The organism is Formivibrio sp. oc-25, assembly GCF_055810895.1.
In genome coordinates this window covers 1-17,601 of the sequence record NZ_JBVVOL010000041.1, presented here as the reverse complement: position 1 = coordinate 17,601, position 17,601 = coordinate 1, and the positions used below count along the sequence as shown (strand labels likewise).

Sequence of the window (17,601 nt, the reverse complement as noted above, 5' to 3'; positions counted from 1 at the left end):
GTCTGATTTGACGAAAAATCAGGCTGATTTTGAAGAGGAAGCAGTTTTTTGAAATTCAGGGGTGAAAAACCGAAGGTGGGGTTTGGTTTTTCACCATCCTGATAAATCATGGCTTTGCCTTCGATACAGGTAGAGGCTGCGCTCAATCCATGTTCGCCGCAGATATCTTCACCTGAGTGCACTAGAGATTTATTTCCTGGCAGCCCTGCAAATTAATATAGGCCACAATAATTTTACCACGATCAATTCAAGTTTAGATTCACACCCCATGCTAATCCGACGATGGATCGGCATCATGAATGCATACTTTCTCATTGCCGATAAACAAATCATAGGAATTACTTATGCTTTTCTACCGCACTTATCCAACCGCACATCTTCCGCAATTGCAACACCCATTGCAGATCGGCTTGCTTCCGCATTTTAGACACTGATCTTTAAATTCTGGTTGATATAAGTCCTGATCTACCATTTCCATACCTAGTCCATCATACAGCCGAAATCGCAAAGGCTTGCCTGTGAAGCTTGCACCAGACTTCCACGCCATTTCACTTTGCAGACGTTTCCCATTTAGTCGGTATGGTTTGCCATCCTTAATGAAGTAGCTTCCCGTTTCAACAAAGCAGAATGTGACATTATATTGCTCACAACTGGCTCGTAATGCCTTGATCCATTCAAAGTCGCAGGGGCGCAACCCCGCATAATTTTCACCGCCGGCTATCACTTGTTCAATCTGCCCATATATCAGGTACGGAGCAAGATCAATAGGACCAATTAATGGTGAAGCCATGATGCCTTTGTGCTTGAACGGTAAATCCAAAAGCTGCGGGATTCGCTCATCGGCCCGTTGCTGGTTTTCACAGGAGACATTGAAAAACACGTTATCCCAGCCATCACCCCAGTCATCCGGCAGGCAAGCTGCTACCCGGTGTGGACGCTTGGTCAGCAAAAAGAATTTGACGTCGCGACGGATGCGCATGATGGACCAGGCCTCATTGCGCCAGATATCAGCTTCTTCCAGAAAGAAGTCAGATGTCATACATACGCGGATTTGTTCACCGCTTTTGATCTTGTAATTGCCGTGACGATCCTGATGGAGTGGGTAAGTAAAATTTTCTTTGATTCGATATATTTCTGCGCCATCGCGACCACGCATCGCATCCAGCGCATACATGTAGCAGTACTTGCAGCCTTCGCTGACCTTACGACAACCGTGCCAGGGATTCCAGATATCGTGCATTTGATATTTACCGGATAAATGCCAGTCACACTTAATTCAAGTCTGAAGGCAAATCGATGGCTCGCCAAACAGTCAGAGCATCCCGTGTAGCGCCGACATTGTGAACCCGCAGGATTGACGCCCCCTTTTGCACCGCAAGAACGGATGCGGTTGCGGTTGCCACATCACGCTCGGCCACCGCTTTTCCAGTGATTTCTCCGAGCATGGCTTTTCTGGAAAGGCCCACCAATACTGGCAGGTCAAACTTGCATAGGCTTGGCAATGCGCGGAACAGATCCAGATTGTGTTCCAGTGTTTTACCAAAGCCGAATCCGGGGTCTAATGCCACTCGCTGTCGGTTAGCATTAGTATGAGTAAATCGTTCGAGTTCATGTGCAAGAAACTCCTCAACCTCTGCAACGACATCTTGATAATGAGGTTGGTATTGCATTGTTCGGGGCTGCCCTTGCATGTGCATCAGGCAAATGCCTGCATTACTCTCGGTCACAACTTCGAGCGCACCGGGTGCACGCAGTGCATTGATGTCATTGATGATGCTGGCGCCCGCTGCGATGGCCTCGGCCATGACTTGTGGCTTCATCGTATCGACCGAGATCGGGACATTAAAAGATGCTAAGGCCCGGATTGTCGGGATCACGCGAGCCAGTTCATCCTGTAACGAAACGGCCGCAGATCCGGGACGTGTCGATTCGCCACCAATATCGAGAATGGTCGCTCCATCACGCAGCGCCTGTTCTGCCCGTCGCAATGCACCACTAATCCGGCCATGCAAACCGTCACCAGAAAACGAGTCTGATGTCAGGTTGATAATGGCCATTATGGCTGGTTGCTTGAATTCCAGGTGATAGGCTCCGCATTGCCAGATCGGTGTATGTGTTCGCATTGGTGGATCCGTTGATGGGGAAGGCGGTAGAGTACAAATCGTCATATCTAAACGCCTTAGTACAGATTTCGTTATTTCATCCGCAGAACAAAGCCGCAGCCCAGCGTGGCAAAAAACAGCGTCGCCAGTTCCAAAGGCAGTGGACTGCCATCGAATGCCAGACCGACATACATGGCGACTGGTGTTGCCAATAACATAGGGATTGAAGCGACCAACGATGCAGCGATGCCGGCCATATGCCCAACCGGTTCCAGTGCCAATGCACTCAAATTTCCGGAAGTGAACCCCTGAATAAAAAATGTTCCCGTTGCCCATAGCAAGAACAGCGCAAAGCTTTCTGGGCCATGCCCATGGCCTGAACTCACGATGAGTAGCACCGCAACGGACAGCAACGTATTCAATCCAAATGCGCTGAAAACAAGGGATTTCCCTCCCACCCAAGCCACAATCCGGCCATTCACAAATCCCCCAATAGCAATTGCCACAGCCATCAACGCAAAGTAAGCCGGAAATGAGTCTGCACGATTAAAGGTCCGGTCAAAAATCGGCTGTATCGAAGACAAGGAAGAAAAGAGAATTGCGACATTCATCGTTCGTGCCGCTATGGCCAAACGAACTTGTCGGATTGCCAGCACTTCGCGGCTGCGCAGAGCAAAACTGCGCACTGCAAAACGCACCCGCTGCTCAGTTAATGTTTCCCGAATGAGAGTAAAAGCATGGTAAGCCAGCAGGGTGCCAAAAATGGCATATACGGCAAAGATGGCGCGCCAGCCTGCGACTGCTGCAATGTTTTTTCCAATGAAAGGCGCAATGGCAGGCATCATGGCAAACATCGTCATCGCAAAACTCATGATCCGAGCCATCGCAGGTCCGGCATGCATGTCGCGAATCCAGGCTGTTGAGGCTACTTTCGTGAAGGAAGCGCCAATACCCTGAAGAATTCGAGCGATAAAAATAATCGTCAGCGAATTAGCGCCCATGGCGCACAATGATCCTGCTACAAAAAGCAGGCATCCAGCGAGAATGACCGGACGCCTGCCATAGTGATCGGACAGAGGCCCGCCCAATAAACTACCCAGCCCCATCCCCGCAGCAAAACTGGTAACGAGAAGCTGAGCCTGGTTGGCATTGCTCAGATGAAGGTCATGGGCGATGACACCCAGTGACGGTAGCATACTGTCAATGCTCAGCGAGCCAAGGGCGAAAACTGCGCCCAAGAAAAATACCAACTGGCGAATCGAAATCGCCTTGGCTTCCGAATGATTCATCTTGTTATCCTGCATGTGGAAACTGCCGCGATGTTCCGGATAACAGATTGCGACCGTACATTGGTGATGGAGAAATCTTGCTAATTGCTGGATTGGAAATGAAACGTCGAGCCTAAAACGGGCTGTTGCCAGTCCGATTCAGGTTCAGCAGTACTGCGCTGTGGATTACATCCAGCTCGGTTTGCCTTCTGCCGGAACACCATCAGTTTCTGTAAATTGCGTCAGGCTATTGCTTTGGCTTGGATACAAACGAAGCGCAGTGCGCTGTTGGCCATATAACATCCAGCTGTGTGAGCGGTTAGGCGTCGTTGCAGGACGCCTTGAGTGGGGCTGTTTGCATTTGAACAAGTGCAAGCCGTATGGGTTCTGAACCTGCGTTCCAACTAGCGTGACCTTGCCCAGTCGTGTCCGTAGTCAATATACAAGTACCGGGATACAGGGTGAATCTTGTCCCGTCTCCGGCTTGATACTCCATCACTCCTGCGAGACAGATTACCCACTGCGCCTTTGGACTTGGATGCCATCCACCATGCCAACCAACTGGCAATTCCACAAGCGCGAGTGCTTCTGCGTCTGAGGCCCGGCCAACATGCATAGCGGGAGCCGGTGGCGCGAATTCGACCATCTGTAGTTCTTGAGTGAAGCCGGTATCGACGCGGGAAAGACCGTTCTCATCGGTAAAGAGGTGGAGTAGCGTCCACGCTGACATAACGAGTTCCAAATATAGGTTATGACACCTAACAAAATGCAGGTGCCCGCTTTGCTCAGGCGGTTAGCGCAACAATGCGCTCAATCTTGATATCGCTTGCCAACTTGCCGGTAAGGCTTGCCACCAGTTCGCCGAAATGGGTCGATTGGTGATGGCTGCTCAAAGCTGCACCATCGGTATACGTTTCCAGAAGATGGAAAGTGCCGGCTTTTTCTTCTGAAGCAAACAGGACGTAGCTGACACAGCCCGTTTCGGCACGGGTCGCCGGGATCATTTTTTTCAATGCGGTTTCCACATCGTGAGCAAATTCAGGCTTCGCTGTGACAGTTGCCAATATCGTGGTGGTCATATCTTTTCTCTTGTCCAATTGTTGGGCGTGCGCCACTGGAAAGCGGTGTGACATTGCTGCCACACCCGTAAAAATGTGCCTACTTCAATCCGATGTTAGCCACCGAATAATTTGCCTTCCCCTGCCCAGTCCGAAGGGGCCACGTCTTCGAAAATGACGTAGATGTATTTCGGATCAGTGCCGGTATTGCGCACGATGCTTTCCGTGATTTCGGCCGCAACGGCTTGCTTGGTGGGAGTGTCTTTACCTTCAAACCAGGTAACTCGTACAACGGGCATGGTGGACTCCTTGCGTTAAAAAATGGTTTGTTAGCCTACGGCATGGTGCGTGCAGGCAATCGGGTTCTACGGGTTAATCAATGTTCGAGAAAATCGCGCAGGTCTTGCGTGAACTTGAACGGATTTTTGAACATCAGGAAGTGATCCCCTTGTTCTGCCTGGGTGTAGGCATACAGCCTGGCATTCGGGATGACCGAGGCCATCCAGCGCTGGCTGGGTAGGTTGTTGCTGTATTCACCGGAGAAAATCGCGGTCGGCACTTTGATCTTGTGACGGATCACATCGCGCCAATCATTGGTGGCGTGATCGAACAGCACCTTGGCCGTATATTTCGGATCCGTCTTGATAAACTCGGCCGCGAACGCTTCGGAATTCACGAAGTACGGTGAGTCTTTTGCCATGGCACGTTCGATGACCTTCATGTCGACCACAAGCTGGTTTGTTGGCGTGCCGGTCGTGAAAGTGGCGACCATGCGTTCAACTGAGGAGGTCATGCCCCCAGCTTCGAGCCGTTCCTTCTCCGACCAGTCCGCATGAGAGTAGATCGATACGGGTTCATCCACGAAGGCCACCTTGCGGATAGTCTTTGTACCGAGCAGATCAATATAGCCCCACAGCACGGACGCCCCCATCGACCAGCCAACGTAATCTGCTGATTTCAACCCCAAATGGTCGCCCATCTCCTTGAGATCCATTGAGTAACGCGAAATGCGCACGCCATAGTCCACCTTCTGGGACAACCCCTGATTGCGCGGATCAAGCACGTAAACGTGGTAATGCTTGCTGAGCAGATACATCACATTGATGAACTCGGCACCATTTGCGGACCAACCCGGAATGAACACCAGCGGTTTGCCGCTGCCGGCCTCCCAGTAGCTGAGCTTCACACCATCACTGGTTGTAAAGCTGTTGATCTGCAGATCTTTGAAATCCGACAGGTTGGCAGGCAATCCTGCCAGTTTGTTGGGAAATGCAAAGTCTTTACCCAGCACTTCGATGGCGGGAGCGGCCAGCGTCACGTTGGCAGTAATGAGCAGACTCAGCGCGTACAGCGCAGTACGTAATCCGGGTTTCATGGTGATCCTTGATCGGGGGATACGGCCCGACTGATGCGGGCCTACCTTCGGCTGGCGATTTATACCTGCACCCAGGCCGGCGCAACGACCGGACCTTTGCCGAGGAAATAGCCGAAGTGGATGTTCATTTCACCAATCGGCTCGAGATAGCGACTGTTGGTGAGTGGGCCAGCTTCTACTGCTTCAAAGCCCATGGACTTTGCTAGATCGGCCACCACTGCCTTGGCAGCAGTGTCATCGCCAGCCACGAAAACTTGCAGGGTTTTGCCGGTACGGGATTCGGGTGCCAGCAATTGCGCAAAGATGGTATTGAAGGCCTTGACCACGCAGGCGTGTGGTGCGAGTTTCTGGATTTCCTCTGCGGCCGAGGTGGTGTGGCCGATAGTGAGTTCCTTGTAATCCGCGCTGATCGGGTTAGAGATATCGACCAACACTTTCCCGACCAAACCCTCGGCCTGCTTGATCGCATCAGCTGCTGCGCCAAACGGAAGCGCCAGAATCACTACATCAGCAAGTTTGACCGCTGCGGCAATCCCACCACCCACAGCTCCGTAACCGACTTTGTCCGCGAGAGCAGCGGCCTTGACCAGATCTCGCGCGCCGATGCTGACTTCATGCCCTGCACCAGCCAGTACGGCTGCTAGGCCTGCGCCCATATTGCCTGTTCCAATGACTGCAACTTTCATGTTCGCGCTCCTTGTTGATAAGAGCGCATACTTTAAAACTTGAATTCATCGTGGATAAATGGCAAAAATGCATCAATACTTGAAACGGAATGTTTGGAATGGATCGATTTCTCAGTATGAGTGTGTTCGCCAAGGCGGTTGAAACAGGGTCGTTTTCAGCGGCAGGCGAAGTCTTGCTTATGTCATCACAATTGGTCGGCAAGCATGTACAGACGCTGGAGCAGCACCTAGGTGTGCGCCTGATCAACCGCACGACTCGGCGCCATCATCTGACCGAGGCCGGCTTGGCCTTTTATGAGCGCGTAAAGATCATCCTGGCTGAAGTCGAGGCGGCTGAAGGCATGGCTGCCATCAGTGAAGGCACACCCCGAGGCCGGTTACGTATCAATGCCCCGGTGTCTTTCGGTGTTCATGCCTTGTCCAAACGTTTGCCGGAATATGTGGCAAAGTATCCGGATGTTTCGATCGACATGTCGCTATCAAACAGATTTGTGGATCTGATTGATGAAGGTTTTGATGTCGCATTCCGAGTTGGGGAACTATCTGATAGCGGTCTCATTGCCCGAGCGCTGGCGCCTTACCGTTTGCGCTTGTGTGCTGCGCCATCCTATCTTGTACGTCATCCACCGATCAACCACCCCATGGATCTGGCACAGCATGAATGCCTAGGGTTTTCGTATACCGAACTGCGCACACGCTGGACGTTTGAAGGTCCGGATGGAGAAATTGCCGTACCGGTTTCCGGTAAGCTGATGGTCGATAGCGGTGAAGCGCTGCTGATGGCGGCGCGTGCGGGCATGGGCCTGCTGTTGCAGCCCTGCGAACTGGTGCGTGAGGATTTGACCAACGGCAGTCTGATCGAAGTACTGCCTGAATACCGGATTCCTACACGCCCCTTCCACCTGCTCTATGCCCCGGATCGCCGTATGACGCCAAAGCTGCGCAGTTTCATTGATTTTGCAATGGCTCAATTTGGCCAGCATTCCAAATAAATTGGACGGAAATTCGGGTAGGCACACGTATTATTGATCCGGCCTGTTGATGGTTGAATTCGTCACCCCGGCAAATGCCGGGGTCCAGTCGGTAATTGCGCTCCGACACTAGATACCGGCCTTCGCCGGTATGACGGCAACTTTCGGCCTCATCGGGCCGGAGCAATAGGTTTAAACGCAGCTGGTCAGCCCGCCATCCACATACAGCACATGGCTGTTCACGAAATCGGCAGCTTCGGATGCCAGGAAAATGGCAGCGCCGGTCAGTTCCTTGACATTGCCCCAGCGGCCGGCCGGCGTGCGCTTGCATAGCCAGCCCGAGAATTCTTCATTGTCGACCAGTGGCTTGGTCAGCTCGGTCACGAAATAGCCGGGGGCAATGCCGTTGATTTGCAGACCATGCTTGGCCAGATCAGCACACAGGCCCTTGGTGAACATGGCCACGGCGCCCTTCGAGGCAGCATAGGTCTGACGATGGATGGTGGTAGCTTGCCTGTCTGTCTCACCGATCTGGTGCACTTGACTGGCCCGACGGCTGTTTTTCTTTGCATGAAATGCTGCGAGAACGAAAAGATATGGGTTGAATGGCAGAAAATGATGCCGAGAAGGGTGGCACGCTTCCTGCTTTTGATGTGTTGCGTAATGTGGAATATGGTTCTTAAAAATGGAACATATCTGCACGCCAACAAACAACATATCAAAGGAGTAATTCATGATGAAGCGTCGCGTCTTGTCTACTGTTCTGGCCGCTGCCTTGTTTTCCACTTCCATGCTGACCTTCGCCGCCGACAAGCCTGGCGTCACGATTTATGCCACGGGCGGCACCATCGCCGGGGCCTCCAAGAGCAATACAGATACGACCAATTACAAAGCGGGTTCCATTGGTATCGAAGTGCTGATCAACGCCGTGCCGGAGCTGAAGGATGTTGCGACGGTCAGTGGCGAGCAAATTGCGAATGTGGGCAGTCCAGACATCAATCAGACCATCCTGCTCAAGATTGCCAAATCGATCAACGCCAAGCTGGCCGGCAACGATACGCATGGGGTCGTGATCACCCACGGCACTGATACCACTGAGGAAACCGCATTTTTCATGGATCTGACTGTGAAAAGCCACAAGCCGGTGGTTGTGGTGGGCGCAATGCGTCCTGCCACGGCGATCAGTGCCGATGGCCCGATGAACCTACTGGAGGCGGTGACTCTGGCCGCCAGCAAGGAAGCGGAAAACCGCGGTGCCATGGTGGTGCTCAACGATCGCATTGCATCCGCGTTCTATGTGACCAAGACCAACTCCACCACGCTGGATACTTTCCGCGCGGCTGACCAAGGCTTCCTTGGCTCCTTCATCGGAGGCGTACCTAAGTTCTTCTTCGAGCCAGCCAAACCGGTGGGCAAGCCTTTCTTTGATGTATCCAAATATGAATCCCTGCCCAAGGTCGTGATCCTGTACAGCTACCAGGATCAGGACGCTGCCTTGCTGGACGCCGCAGTCAAGGATGGTGCCAAGGGAATTGTGATTGCCGGCACAGGCAACGGCTCGATTCCGTCTGGGCTGAAGGCCAAGGTGACAGAATTGATGGAGAAGGGTATTCCGGTGGTACGTTCCACCCGAACTGGCTCAGGTTTCGTGACTGCGAAAGCAGAAGGTATCGGCGCTGGTTATTACAACCCGCAGAAGGCTCGTATCCTCTTGACGCTGGCGCTGGCCGAAGAGGCGAGCATGGACAAGATCAAGGCTTACTTCGGTTCCTGATCAATAGCCGGATTTTCCTAGCCGTATTGAGTTGGATGTGATCTGTAGAGGGCTGCCAAGAGGCGGCCCTTTGTTATTTGCATTCACGTATTCATCCATGCACTTTTTTGCGCCATAGCCTGCTTGCGGCGCTCATGCAATCGTTCCAAGGTTTGGTTTCGGGAATCTTCTTTATACATGACAAATAGGGCAGCCATGGCTCCATAAAGCTCAAACTTTTAAAGGCCTAATCAACAGTCTGACCTAGTTGGGTACAGCCAAGGTTTTAGAAGCCGCGTAAGTTGCGGCGCCACACCCCAGGTCATGATGGCAACCACGAGGATTGTGAGCAGGAAAATACGCCCAATCAGTGGCCATGGCGCAAGTAGTTCCCCCAATAAAACGAACAGCAGATAAACCGTTGGAAATATCCCCAGCCATGTCGTAATGGCCACCTTCCAACGGGGAGGCTGTCCGGCCTTGGCCGTCTGTGTCGGTTGGAACCAATGTGCCAATCCCGATATCCCGCGCACGAACGCTTTGCCCTCAATGTATGGGGCAATTTCAACCAGCCCTGCCGCTCGTTCTGGAGAGTTCTGCCATGCTTGGCGGCAGTCCTCGTTTTCAAATGCGATCAAGACGTGATAGAGCACGTCGTCCACATCCTCTTCATCGCCCGGATAGACAAACTGGGTGCCCAGGCACCCGGGATAGGCCTCTGCCTTGGCCAAGAATTCGGTCATTAACCACTCGAATTGTGCCTCAAGACCCGGTTTAGCCCGGCGGCTCACAAGCATTAGGACAGGATGCGACTGAGAGTTATGCATTGAAAACTAGGGGGCCTGTTAACTTTTAAAGGTGGAAGCTTCCAATGGGATGATTGGAAAGTGAACCGATAATTGTAATTTGTTGCCTAATTTGTGATTAGGTGGCTAAATTGAGCTTTACTGTTGCCATGATGCACCAATGAATTCGACTGACCTCAATGAGATTTTCTACTTCGTGGCAGTGGTACGTCATCGTGGGTTTTCTGCAGCGGCACGGGCTACTGGCATTGAAAAGTCACGCCTAAGTCGTCGGATTGCTGAGTTGGAAAAAAAGCTGAACACAAGGCTGTTGCAGCGTTCGACGAGAAGTATCGCCTTGACCGAAGCGGGCGAGCGATTCTTTGAACGGTGCGTGGCGACAATTGAAGAAGCGGAGGCTGCCTACGAAAGCATTGCGAACCTCCATAAGGAACCGATTGGCACGGTACGGATGAGTTGCCCGTTGGTTCTTGCTCAAACCTATTTGGCAGCTATCCTGCCAGGTTTTATGAATATGTATCCCAAGGTCAATCTGGTTATCGAACCCTTGGATCGCGACGTGGATTTGATCGAAGAGCGTTTTGATTTGGCACTCATGGCACGTCCCGAGATAGCTACGATTGCAGGGATCGTAGTACGAAAGCTTGGGAGTGCTCGTAGAATTCTTGTGGCAAGCCCATCTTTCCTCGACCGGGCAGAGAGACCCGCCGTGCCTGATGATCTCCGGTGTCTGGCAGCGCTAGGCCGTTCGGTGGATGTCCGTGATGGTAAAGTCCGGTGGGAATTGGTTAACCAGAATGGGCAAGCGTGCGTGATAAACCACGCCCCAAGACTACAGACCAACGATCTGCGACTTCAGCTTGAGACAACTATCGGCGGTATCGGTGTCGCGTTGCTACCGGAACCAATCGTTGCGGCAAGCATAAAGTCCAAATTGCTTGAACATGTATTACCTGACTGGTTTGCCCCATCCAATTTACTTTGCCTTGCCTATCCAAGCCCACGAGGCATTCTGCCTTCAGTTCGCAGTGTCATCGACTATTTATCTGAAAAGCTGCCCGCCATTATTCAGGAGCGTAGTGTCGTGGCGGATACGCGTTCGTCGAACAATGGCAACTCTAATCCCCGATAAAACGGCTATCCCTGGATCAAAGATCACCCCGCTATCGCACGCAAGGAAATAAAAATTGGGCATAGCGATGTCGTGTCGCGCATTACAAGATGCGCCGCACCTACCGCGCCAAATACTTGTGACGAACTGACGGACTAAGGCATGCCTTAGTCCGGCCAATTAGATCGGCGCAGCGCGTCGACAAGAAAATCAATAAGCAGTCGTACCTTGGGGGAAACAAATTTACGTGTTGGGTATACTGCATAGATCCCAAACTCGACAGACCGATAATCTGGCAGTAACTCCACCAGTGTCCCGTTTCGAAGGTCGGCGCCAACGAGGAAAGTCGGTTGCAGAACGATACCTTGCCCCTGCAATGCCGCCATCCGGCAGGTGTCTCCACTGTTCGTACGCATGCGAGGATGCACCTTCACCACAATGTCTCCATCGGGGCCGCTGAACTGCCAGTCTTCTCCCATCGTCAGCAAGCTGTATGAGATGACATCGTGCATGGCCAGATCCGAAGGGTGCTTCGGCGCACCGTGGTTCTCGATATAAGCAGGTGAGGCGCATAGCGCCATGCGTGTGCTTCCCAGCTTGCGGCTGATCAGCGATGACGATGGCATTTTCCCGATCCGTACGGCCAGATCGAACCCTTCCTCGACGAGATCGATAGTACGGTCCCCCAATGTGACATCCAGGCTGACCTTCGGATGTTTCGCCATGAACTCGGGCCATAGCGACGCCAGATGCAATAGGCCAAACGAGAGCGGCACATTGATCTTCAACTGACCACTGGCCTCACCGGCCCGCGCAGTGATCTCCGCTTCAATCTCTTCGACCTCGTTCAAGAGCGTTTTGCAACGCGCGTAGAACACTTCGCCTTCTTCCGTCAGGGAGAGCTTGCGCGTGGTGCGCTGAAGCAAGCGCACGCCAAGCCTCGCCTCCAAATCCGCCACATGTCGGGAGGTAGCTGCCTTCGACATCTGCAGATCGTCTGCAGCGCGAACGAAACTGCCGGCATCGACCACTGCCGCATAGACCCGCATTTCCTGAAATTTATCCATTGTCTCGATAAATGGAACTGTTAATCAATTAAAAGCCAGTTTATCCCAAAATCAATAATCAATAGAGTGACTCCTGTGCCTGGCGTTCATCGCACGGCAAAGCAATCACCTCATTTTTGTCACAGTTAAAAAGGGATTCGTCATGAAAGTACTCGTTATTGGTGCCGGCAACATGGGTGCGGCCTTCGTCAAACAACTCCATCTCGCAGGCCATCAGGTCCGCGTCATCAGTAAAGAAAGCAGCAAGGCCAAGGATCTCGCAGCAAAGTTTCCGGGTGTGGAGGCGACTGCGGCGGCGGGTGCCGCTCAAGGGCAGGATGTCATCGTCCTGGCCACAGGTTACGCCGATGCTGCTAGCGCACTGCGTTCGGTGGGTAATGTGGCCGGCAAGGTCGTGATCGATATCACCAACCCGCTGACGGCAGACTACATGGGCCTGACGATCGGGCACACCACCAGCGCTGCCGAAGAAATCGCACATGCCGTGCCTGATGCCCTGATCGTGAAGGGTTTCAACACGGTGTTCGCCCAGGTGCTCGATGGGGGGGCTGACTTCGGCCAGGGCAAAAAGGTCAGCGTCTTCCTTGCGGCCGACAGCGATCCAGCCAAACAGGCAGCAAAGTCGCTCGCACAGAGCATGGGCTTTGAAGTTATCGATGCCGGTGGGCTGCGCAATGCCCGCTACCTTGAGCCGCTGGCAGGTCTGAACATTTATCTCGGTTACGGCGCAGGCCTGGGTACCGGCATCGCGCCGACCTGGATTCACCGGGCCTAATCCAACTCAATCAATCCAACTTAATTGCCCTTTCAGGAGTCACTCATGAACTTTCAAATGACCAAACTATCTGCTGCCGTAGCACTGTGCTTGGCTGCAACACTGAGCTTCGCTCAAGAACGTCCTGCCGATATCGTCAGCCCGATAGCCGATCAAACGCTGCCCACTAAGGTGTCGCCCGCCGATGCTCGCAAGGCCGGCCGTTCAGCCTATGAAAAACCGACACCGCAAAACAGCATCATGCTGTTCGTCGACCACCAAATTGGCTTGATGGCCAGCGTACGCGATTTCCAACAAGCCTCGGGCTACAAAAGCAACGTTGTCTCACTGGCCAAGATGGCGAAGGCATTGGACATCCCGGTTCTGCTGACCACCAGTAATGCGCAGTGGCAGAACGGCGACATCCTGCCTGAACTCAAGGAACTGTTTCCGAGTCAGCCGATCTACCGTCGCACCGGCATCATCAACGCGTACGAGGATCCGACTTTCCGCAAGGCAATTGAAGAACTCGTGGCAAAAACCGGACGCAAGCACATCATCATCTCCGGCGTGACCTTGGGCACCTGCGTCACTTTCCCGACGCTGGCGATGCTCAATGATGGTTATACCGTGCATCCGGTAGTCGATGCCTCGGGTGCCTGGAGCAAATACGAAGCTGATGCGGCAATGCAGCGAATGACCGCAGCCGGTGCCCAACTGAATACCGTTTTTGCGCTGGGTGCTGAGTTGCAAGCGGACTGGAAGCGCCCTTCGGGCATGAAGATGCTGGATCCGTTTATCAACGGCCTGCCTGAGTACGGGTGGGTGCTCCAGAATTACTGGAACAATGCAGACCCGGCCAAGCGCGCCGTTCAAGATCCATTTGGTCTGGTTAAGTAAGGCAAACAGCGGCGTGCCCATGCACGTCGCATTTCTCTGGGTATCTCACCATGAATAACGCATCAATTGTGATTCAAAAGCCTGCCGACGCCGCAACCTCGCTGGTGTTGTTGTTTCACGGGGTAGGTGCCCTGCCAAGCGATATGGCCTATGTCGGAAAACGGATTGCGATGCAGGATTCGCGCGCTTTCGTGGTGGCCGTGGCCTCGCCCGATCCTTCTGATTTTGGGCGTGGCAGGCAGTGGTTCTCGGTAAAAGACATCACTGAAACAAACCGACCGGAGCGCATTGCCTCCACGATGCCGCGTTTTGAACAGGAAATTGCGCACTGGCAACGAGAAGTCGGACTGGCGTCAGCGGACACCACGCTGGTGGGTTTCTCTCAAGGCGCAATCATGGCCCTGGAGGCGACACTGCGCCAACCCACGCTGGCAGCACAGGTGATTGCATTGGCCGGCCGCTTCGCTGCCGGGCTAAACGTACGCCCAGGGGCTGCTGTGCATTTGATACACGGCACCGCCGATGCGGTGATTCCGAGCCGGTACAGCGAACAAGCGGCGCATCGCATTGCGGAACTCGGCGGCACGGTATCGCTCGATCTGGTGCCTGGACTGGGGCATGGCATTGATGAAAACATGCTGCGGCATGTACTCCGGCTAACCGCCAGATCTGTAAATGCGTCTGCGGAGTGATGGGTGATGCAAACAAGCCAGAACACATTGACGTTGCACCTTGGTGAGCAACGCAGCAACTTGTGGATTAACGCATCTATCACCGATACCGCCGATGCGCAGTTGAGTCTTGGCTGGGGGAACGTATTGCCCGGCCCACTGCGCACTTCGCCCCCGCGGCCGTTGGATCTAGAGAACGCCATCGAAAATATTGAAGAGCAAGTCATGCCATTGGCTCGCATCATGCCCGTTGGCGCTTCTTTGTATATCAGCTGCGTCGGAGATGGTGCACCAAGTCTGCTTTCATTGATGCAGGAGCAGGCCGAATCCCATAATGCATACCATCTCGACAATATTGAATCAGTTTTCTCTCGACTATGCGCTATCGCGGAGGGAAGCCCTGCCGGAGAGGACAATCCGCTGATCGAGCCTTCTACCGTGGCTGCACTGCTGATCGTACGGGAGTTCATGCATCATTCTGGCTTAACACAGGTATCAATCGCCTAATAGCCTTCCCCAATTTTGCGCGTCCATTACACAACATGAAGTGACTGCTGAACTTTGTTACCTGTCCTTCAAAAGGCAGCGACTCGAAAGGCAGGTTTGGGCACGGTCTTTCCGTTCGATCGGAAAACCTGAACGGCAGCAGTCTGATCCGTTGCCGACGTTGCGCCAAACACAGTGCATTTTCTCAGCCTGTGGCAGGACCAAACTGCACTCCAGCCTGTGAGGGGAAAATCAAGGTATTGCCGTGCCAATGGCCGCTTTGGAGCAGAGCGCGGAATCAATATCTGCAATGGAACAGAAAGCTGGGTGGCCGGTTGGCGTCCACCACATGCATTGTTAAAGGCGTCCAGGTGACTTGATTTGTCCCCGGAACAGAGCGTTACTGGTACCACTGCCGTGATGGTCAAGGCAGCTTTACCGGAGATACTCATGCCTACCCAATCCAAGTCAGCCACGACTCCAGTTGCGCCAACCAAGCGTCGCCGCAAACCTTCCGCTGACGCACCAACGTCATCTTGCACGGAAAATCCCCGATTTGAGGCCGACTCAAAGAAATCCCGTTTTCTTGCAATGCTCCAGCGATCCGAGGGGGCGACGCTCAGCGAGTTGATGACAGCCACCGGTTGGCAAGCTCATTCTGTGCGTGGCTTTATCAGTGGCGTCCTGCGCAAGAAGCTGGGGATCAACGTTGCACTTACTGATTCGCCCAGTGGGGATCGTGTCTATCGGGTGGATGTATGAAGCACGATCTGACTGAAATGTTGCTACTGGACCGAAAGGACCTGCTCAGTCAGTGGCAAACGCTGTTCGGGCGTGATCCTCCTCCTCACACGCATGCTTCGTTTCTGCGTCTGGCGCTCGCTTGGCAAGTCCAGGCCGGTGCGCAAGGTGTGCGCGGCACTGTCTTGCCCACTAGCCCGGTGATTGCCTCTTCCATGACAAAGTCTGCGCTCCGTCCCGGAACCCGTTTGGTCCGTGAATGGCAAGGACGCACGTATCATGTATTGGTCACCGTATCGGGATTTGATTACGACGGCAAAATCTATCGCAGCCTCTCTGCCATTGCCCGTGCCATTACCGGCACACAATGGTCCGGCCCGGCCTTTTTCGGAATTGGGCGATGAAACCGAAATTGAACTGCGCGATTTATACCCGCAAATCCAGCGAGGAAGGCTTGGAGCAAGATTTCAATTCCTTGCAGGCCCAGCGGGAAGCTTGTGCCGCTTATATCCTCAGCCAGAAAGCCGAGGGCTGGCTGGCATGGCCTACGCTTTACGATGATGGCGGATATTCCGGTGGCAATTTGGAACGCCCTGCCCTCCGTCACTTAATGGAGGATGTCGCCGATGGCAACGTTGATATCATCGTAGTGTACAAGGTTGATCGCCTGACCCGCTCGTTGGCCGACTTCGCCAAATTGGTAGAACAGTTCGATGTACGCGGGGTGTCCTTTGTTTCGGTGACCCAACAGTTCAACACCACGACCTCAATGGGGCGGCTGACATTAAATGTGCTGCTGTCTTTTGCCCAATTTGAACGCGAAGTCACGGGAGAACGGATTCGCGACAAGATTGCCGCGTCCAAGAAGAAGGGCATGTGGATGGGTGGTAACGTGCCGCTGGGCTATCAGGCCCATGAACGTACGCTGATCATCAATGAACCGCATGCCGACATGATCCGGCATATCTTCCGGCTGTACTTGCAACATGGATGCGTGCGTAAGCTGAAATCTGATCTGGACGCCAAGGGCTGGGTCACTCCGATTCGTCTTTCGAGTAAAGAAACCCCAAACGGTGGACGCCCATTTAGTCGGGGCCACCTGTATAAACTGCTGAGCAATCCCATCTATCTAGGGCAAATCGCACACAAAGGCGAATGCTATGCCGGCCAGCATCCGGCAATCATTGATACTGAACTCTGGGAGACGGTACAGACAACCTTGGCAGAAAATCGCCAAGGCCAACGAGGTCGATCCGACAGGAGCCCAGTCAATCCGTTAGCTGGGCGAGTTTTTGATGAGGATGGGGAGCGATTGATTATGACCCATGCCTGTAAAGGCACGCGTCGTTATCGTTATTACATTTCTCATCGCTTGGCAGGCAGGGAAAAGCCTGACTCTGACGAGGCGAAAGCATCGGGACTGCGCATTCCTGCTCAGGAACTGGAAAATGCCGTCAAGGACGTACTGGTCAGATACCTGGAGGATTCATCCCGTTTTCTTGCCGACTTGGATCACCCCGATGCTAATGTTTGTCAGAAGGCCATCCGCCAAGCCAGTGAGGCGCGGGAACTATTACTTCAAGGTCGCCAGCACGATCAGGCCGTCATTTTTGAATTGTTGATTGAACGCGTGAGCGTGAGTCGGATGCAGATTGCGGTCGACGTGCTTCCATCCTCTTTGGCAGGAAGAGACTGCACCCAGGCTAAAACCACACTGGTTTTGCCGGTGCAATTCAAGCGCTGTGGCTTTGGTATTCGCCTGGTCATTCCCGCACTGTCAACCGGCATCCAATTTTTTCCACCGACCGGCGTCCAAAAGTTTCCACTTGATCAGCAGATTTTCGCCTGACTT

General features: G+C 53.3%; 22 protein-coding genes. 10 read left to right on the top strand and 12 right to left on the bottom strand.

Annotated elements, in window-relative coordinates:
* The 9 genes from AC0KVQ_RS15370 to AC0KVQ_RS15330 form a co-directional block, all read right to left on the bottom strand.
* Positions 1-182 (bottom strand): hypothetical protein (locus AC0KVQ_RS15370; RefSeq protein WP_473422064.1); only part of this gene is annotated, 182 nt, incomplete at its 3' end.
* 179 nt (positions 183-361) lie between these two features.
* A complete protein-coding gene (locus AC0KVQ_RS15365; RefSeq protein ID WP_473422063.1) occupies positions 362-1,240 on the bottom strand; it encodes a DUF5131 family protein in 879 nt (292 codons plus the stop codon).
* A gap of 31 nt (positions 1,241-1,271) precedes the next feature.
* Positions 1,272-2,123, bottom strand: a complete 852-nt coding sequence (gene folP / locus AC0KVQ_RS15360; RefSeq protein ID WP_473422062.1) for a dihydropteroate synthase — start codon at positions 2,121-2,123, stop codon at positions 1,272-1,274.
* 71 nt (positions 2,124-2,194) lie between these two features.
* Positions 2,195-3,391, bottom strand: a complete 1,197-nt coding sequence (locus AC0KVQ_RS15355) for a Bcr/CflA family efflux MFS transporter (protein ID WP_473422061.1) — start codon at positions 3,389-3,391, stop codon at positions 2,195-2,197.
* A gap of 298 nt (positions 3,392-3,689) precedes the next feature.
* The gene (locus tag AC0KVQ_RS15350; protein WP_473422066.1) at positions 3,690-3,986 is read right to left on the bottom strand and encodes a cupin domain-containing protein; all 297 of its coding nucleotides are present in this window, start codon (positions 3,984-3,986) and stop codon (positions 3,690-3,692) included.
* A gap of 169 nt (positions 3,987-4,155) precedes the next feature.
* A complete protein-coding gene (locus AC0KVQ_RS15345) occupies positions 4,156-4,503 on the bottom strand; it encodes a putative quinol monooxygenase (protein WP_473422060.1) in 348 nt (115 codons plus the stop codon).
* 41 nt (positions 4,504-4,544) lie between these two features.
* Positions 4,545-4,727, bottom strand: coding sequence for a tautomerase family protein (locus AC0KVQ_RS15340; protein ID WP_091195610.1), 183 nt, complete (start codon positions 4,725-4,727; stop codon positions 4,545-4,547).
* Positions 4,728-4,804: 77 nt separating this feature from the next.
* The gene (locus tag AC0KVQ_RS15335; protein ID WP_473422059.1) at positions 4,805-5,803 is read right to left on the bottom strand and encodes an alpha/beta fold hydrolase; all 999 of its coding nucleotides are present in this window, start codon (positions 5,801-5,803) and stop codon (positions 4,805-4,807) included.
* 59 nt (positions 5,804-5,862) lie between these two features.
* Positions 5,863-6,489: an NADPH-dependent F420 reductase gene (locus AC0KVQ_RS15330; RefSeq protein ID WP_473422058.1), complete on the bottom strand. Its 627-nt coding sequence runs from the start codon at positions 6,487-6,489 to the stop codon at positions 5,863-5,865.
* Between the two features lie 98 nt (positions 6,490-6,587).
* Here AC0KVQ_RS15330 and AC0KVQ_RS15325 point away from each other — a divergent pair, with 98 nt between their 5' ends.
* Complete coding sequence (locus tag AC0KVQ_RS15325) at positions 6,588-7,481, top strand: LysR family transcriptional regulator (RefSeq protein WP_473422057.1); 894 nt, start codon at positions 6,588-6,590, stop codon at positions 7,479-7,481.
* A 171-nt stretch (positions 7,482-7,652) separates the two neighbouring features.
* Here AC0KVQ_RS15325 and AC0KVQ_RS15320 read toward each other — a convergent pair whose 3' ends face one another.
* On the bottom strand, positions 7,653-8,177 hold the full coding sequence (locus tag AC0KVQ_RS15320; RefSeq protein WP_473422065.1) for an SDR family oxidoreductase: 525 nt from the start codon (positions 8,175-8,177) through the stop codon (positions 7,653-7,655).
* Between the two features lie 16 nt (positions 8,178-8,193).
* On the opposite strand from AC0KVQ_RS15320, the gene AC0KVQ_RS15315 reads away from it, so the two are divergent.
* Positions 8,194-9,234 (top strand): type II asparaginase, encoded by a 1,041-nt coding sequence (locus AC0KVQ_RS15315; RefSeq protein WP_473422056.1) that lies wholly within the window; start codon positions 8,194-8,196, stop codon positions 9,232-9,234.
* 230 nt (positions 9,235-9,464) lie between these two features.
* On the opposite strand, the gene AC0KVQ_RS15310 is transcribed toward AC0KVQ_RS15315, so the two are convergent.
* A complete protein-coding gene (locus AC0KVQ_RS15310) occupies positions 9,465-10,010 on the bottom strand; it encodes an antibiotic biosynthesis monooxygenase (protein WP_473422055.1) in 546 nt (181 codons plus the stop codon).
* Positions 10,011-10,179: 169 nt separating this feature from the next.
* On the opposite strand from AC0KVQ_RS15310, the gene AC0KVQ_RS15305 reads away from it, so the two are divergent.
* On the top strand, positions 10,180-11,151 hold the full coding sequence (locus AC0KVQ_RS15305; RefSeq protein ID WP_473422054.1) for a LysR substrate-binding domain-containing protein: 972 nt from the start codon (positions 10,180-10,182) through the stop codon (positions 11,149-11,151).
* A 146-nt stretch (positions 11,152-11,297) separates the two neighbouring features.
* Here AC0KVQ_RS15305 and AC0KVQ_RS15300 read toward each other — a convergent pair whose 3' ends face one another.
* Positions 11,298-12,197 carry a LysR family transcriptional regulator gene (locus AC0KVQ_RS15300; protein WP_473422053.1) on the bottom strand — a complete coding sequence of 300 codons (900 nt, stop codon included), beginning with the start codon at positions 12,195-12,197 and terminating at the stop codon, positions 11,298-11,300.
* Between the two features lie 142 nt (positions 12,198-12,339).
* Between AC0KVQ_RS15300 and AC0KVQ_RS15295 the strand changes: the two genes are divergently transcribed.
* The 7 genes from AC0KVQ_RS15295 (at position 12,340) to AC0KVQ_RS15265 (ending at position 17,598) form a co-directional block, all read left to right on the top strand.
* A complete protein-coding gene (locus AC0KVQ_RS15295) occupies positions 12,340-12,972 on the top strand; it encodes an NADPH-dependent F420 reductase (RefSeq protein ID WP_473422052.1) in 633 nt (210 codons plus the stop codon).
* 24 nt (positions 12,973-12,996) lie between these two features.
* Positions 12,997-13,851 carry an isochorismatase family protein gene (locus AC0KVQ_RS15290; protein ID WP_473422051.1) on the top strand — a complete coding sequence of 285 codons (855 nt, stop codon included), beginning with the start codon at positions 12,997-12,999 and terminating at the stop codon, positions 13,849-13,851.
* Between the two features lie 50 nt (positions 13,852-13,901).
* Positions 13,902-14,543: an esterase gene (ypfH, locus tag AC0KVQ_RS15285; RefSeq protein ID WP_473422050.1), complete on the top strand. Its 642-nt coding sequence runs from the start codon at positions 13,902-13,904 to the stop codon at positions 14,541-14,543.
* 6 nt (positions 14,544-14,549) lie between these two features.
* Entirely contained in the window at positions 14,550-15,029 is a 480-nt protein-coding gene (locus tag AC0KVQ_RS15280) for a hypothetical protein (RefSeq protein WP_473422049.1), read from the top strand.
* Between the two features lie 429 nt (positions 15,030-15,458).
* On the top strand, positions 15,459-15,770 hold the full coding sequence (locus AC0KVQ_RS15275; protein ID WP_473422048.1) for a DUF3489 domain-containing protein: 312 nt from the start codon (positions 15,459-15,461) through the stop codon (positions 15,768-15,770).
* Complete coding sequence (locus AC0KVQ_RS15270) at positions 15,767-16,153, top strand: DUF2924 domain-containing protein (protein ID WP_473422047.1); 387 nt, start codon at positions 15,767-15,769, stop codon at positions 16,151-16,153. Before AC0KVQ_RS15275 ends, AC0KVQ_RS15270 begins: the two co-directional genes overlap by 4 nt.
* On the top strand, positions 16,150-17,598 hold the full coding sequence (locus tag AC0KVQ_RS15265; protein WP_473422046.1) for a recombinase family protein: 1,449 nt from the start codon (positions 16,150-16,152) through the stop codon (positions 17,596-17,598). Before AC0KVQ_RS15270 ends, AC0KVQ_RS15265 begins: the two co-directional genes overlap by 4 nt.
* Positions 17,599-17,601: the final 3 nt, after the last annotated feature.

Bases quoted from the DNA above. Each gene is read 5' to 3' on its own strand.
- AC0KVQ_RS15325 (WP_473422057.1), top strand. From the start codon at position 6,588: ATGGATCGATTTCTCAGTATGAGTGTGTTCGCCAAGGCGGTTGAAACA.
- AC0KVQ_RS15355 (WP_473422061.1), bottom strand. From the start codon at position 3,391: ATGAATCATTCGGAAGCCAAGGCGATTTCGATTCGCCAGTTGGTATTT.
- AC0KVQ_RS15305 (WP_473422054.1), top strand. From the start codon at position 10,180: ATGAATTCGACTGACCTCAATGAGATTTTCTACTTCGTGGCAGTGGTA.
- AC0KVQ_RS15345 (WP_473422060.1), bottom strand. From the start codon at position 4,503: ATGTCACACCGCTTTCCAGTGGCGCACGCCCAACAATTGGACAAGAGA.
- AC0KVQ_RS15300 (WP_473422053.1), bottom strand. From the start codon at position 12,197: ATGGATAAATTTCAGGAAATGCGGGTCTATGCGGCAGTGGTCGATGCC.
- folP (WP_473422062.1), bottom strand. From the start codon at position 2,123: ATGCGAACACATACACCGATCTGGCAATGCGGAGCCTATCACCTGGAA.
- AC0KVQ_RS15275 (WP_473422048.1), top strand. From the start codon at position 15,459: ATGCCTACCCAATCCAAGTCAGCCACGACTCCAGTTGCGCCAACCAAG.
- AC0KVQ_RS15320 (WP_473422065.1), bottom strand. From the start codon at position 8,177: ATGTTGTTTGTTGGCGTGCAGATATGTTCCATTTTTAAGAACCATATT.
- ypfH (WP_473422050.1), top strand. From the start codon at position 13,902: ATGAATAACGCATCAATTGTGATTCAAAAGCCTGCCGACGCCGCAACC.
- AC0KVQ_RS15350 (WP_473422066.1), bottom strand. From the start codon at position 3,986: ATGCATGTTGGCCGGGCCTCAGACGCAGAAGCACTCGCGCTTGTGGAA.
- AC0KVQ_RS15335 (WP_473422059.1), bottom strand. From the start codon at position 5,803: ATGAAACCCGGATTACGTACTGCGCTGTACGCGCTGAGTCTGCTCATT.
- AC0KVQ_RS15280 (WP_473422049.1), top strand. From the start codon at position 14,550: ATGCAAACAAGCCAGAACACATTGACGTTGCACCTTGGTGAGCAACGC.
- AC0KVQ_RS15295 (WP_473422052.1), top strand. From the start codon at position 12,340: ATGAAAGTACTCGTTATTGGTGCCGGCAACATGGGTGCGGCCTTCGTC.
- AC0KVQ_RS15330 (WP_473422058.1), bottom strand. From the start codon at position 6,489: ATGAAAGTTGCAGTCATTGGAACAGGCAATATGGGCGCAGGCCTAGCA.
- AC0KVQ_RS15270 (WP_473422047.1), top strand. From the start codon at position 15,767: ATGAAGCACGATCTGACTGAAATGTTGCTACTGGACCGAAAGGACCTG.
- AC0KVQ_RS15310 (WP_473422055.1), bottom strand. From the start codon at position 10,010: ATGCTTGTGAGCCGCCGGGCTAAACCGGGTCTTGAGGCACAATTCGAG.
- AC0KVQ_RS15365 (WP_473422063.1), bottom strand. From the start codon at position 1,240: ATGCACGATATCTGGAATCCCTGGCACGGTTGTCGTAAGGTCAGCGAA.
- AC0KVQ_RS15265 (WP_473422046.1), top strand. From the start codon at position 16,150: ATGAAACCGAAATTGAACTGCGCGATTTATACCCGCAAATCCAGCGAG.
- AC0KVQ_RS15315 (WP_473422056.1), top strand. From the start codon at position 8,194: ATGATGAAGCGTCGCGTCTTGTCTACTGTTCTGGCCGCTGCCTTGTTT.
- AC0KVQ_RS15340 (WP_091195610.1), bottom strand. From the start codon at position 4,727: ATGCCCGTTGTACGAGTTACCTGGTTTGAAGGTAAAGACACTCCCACC.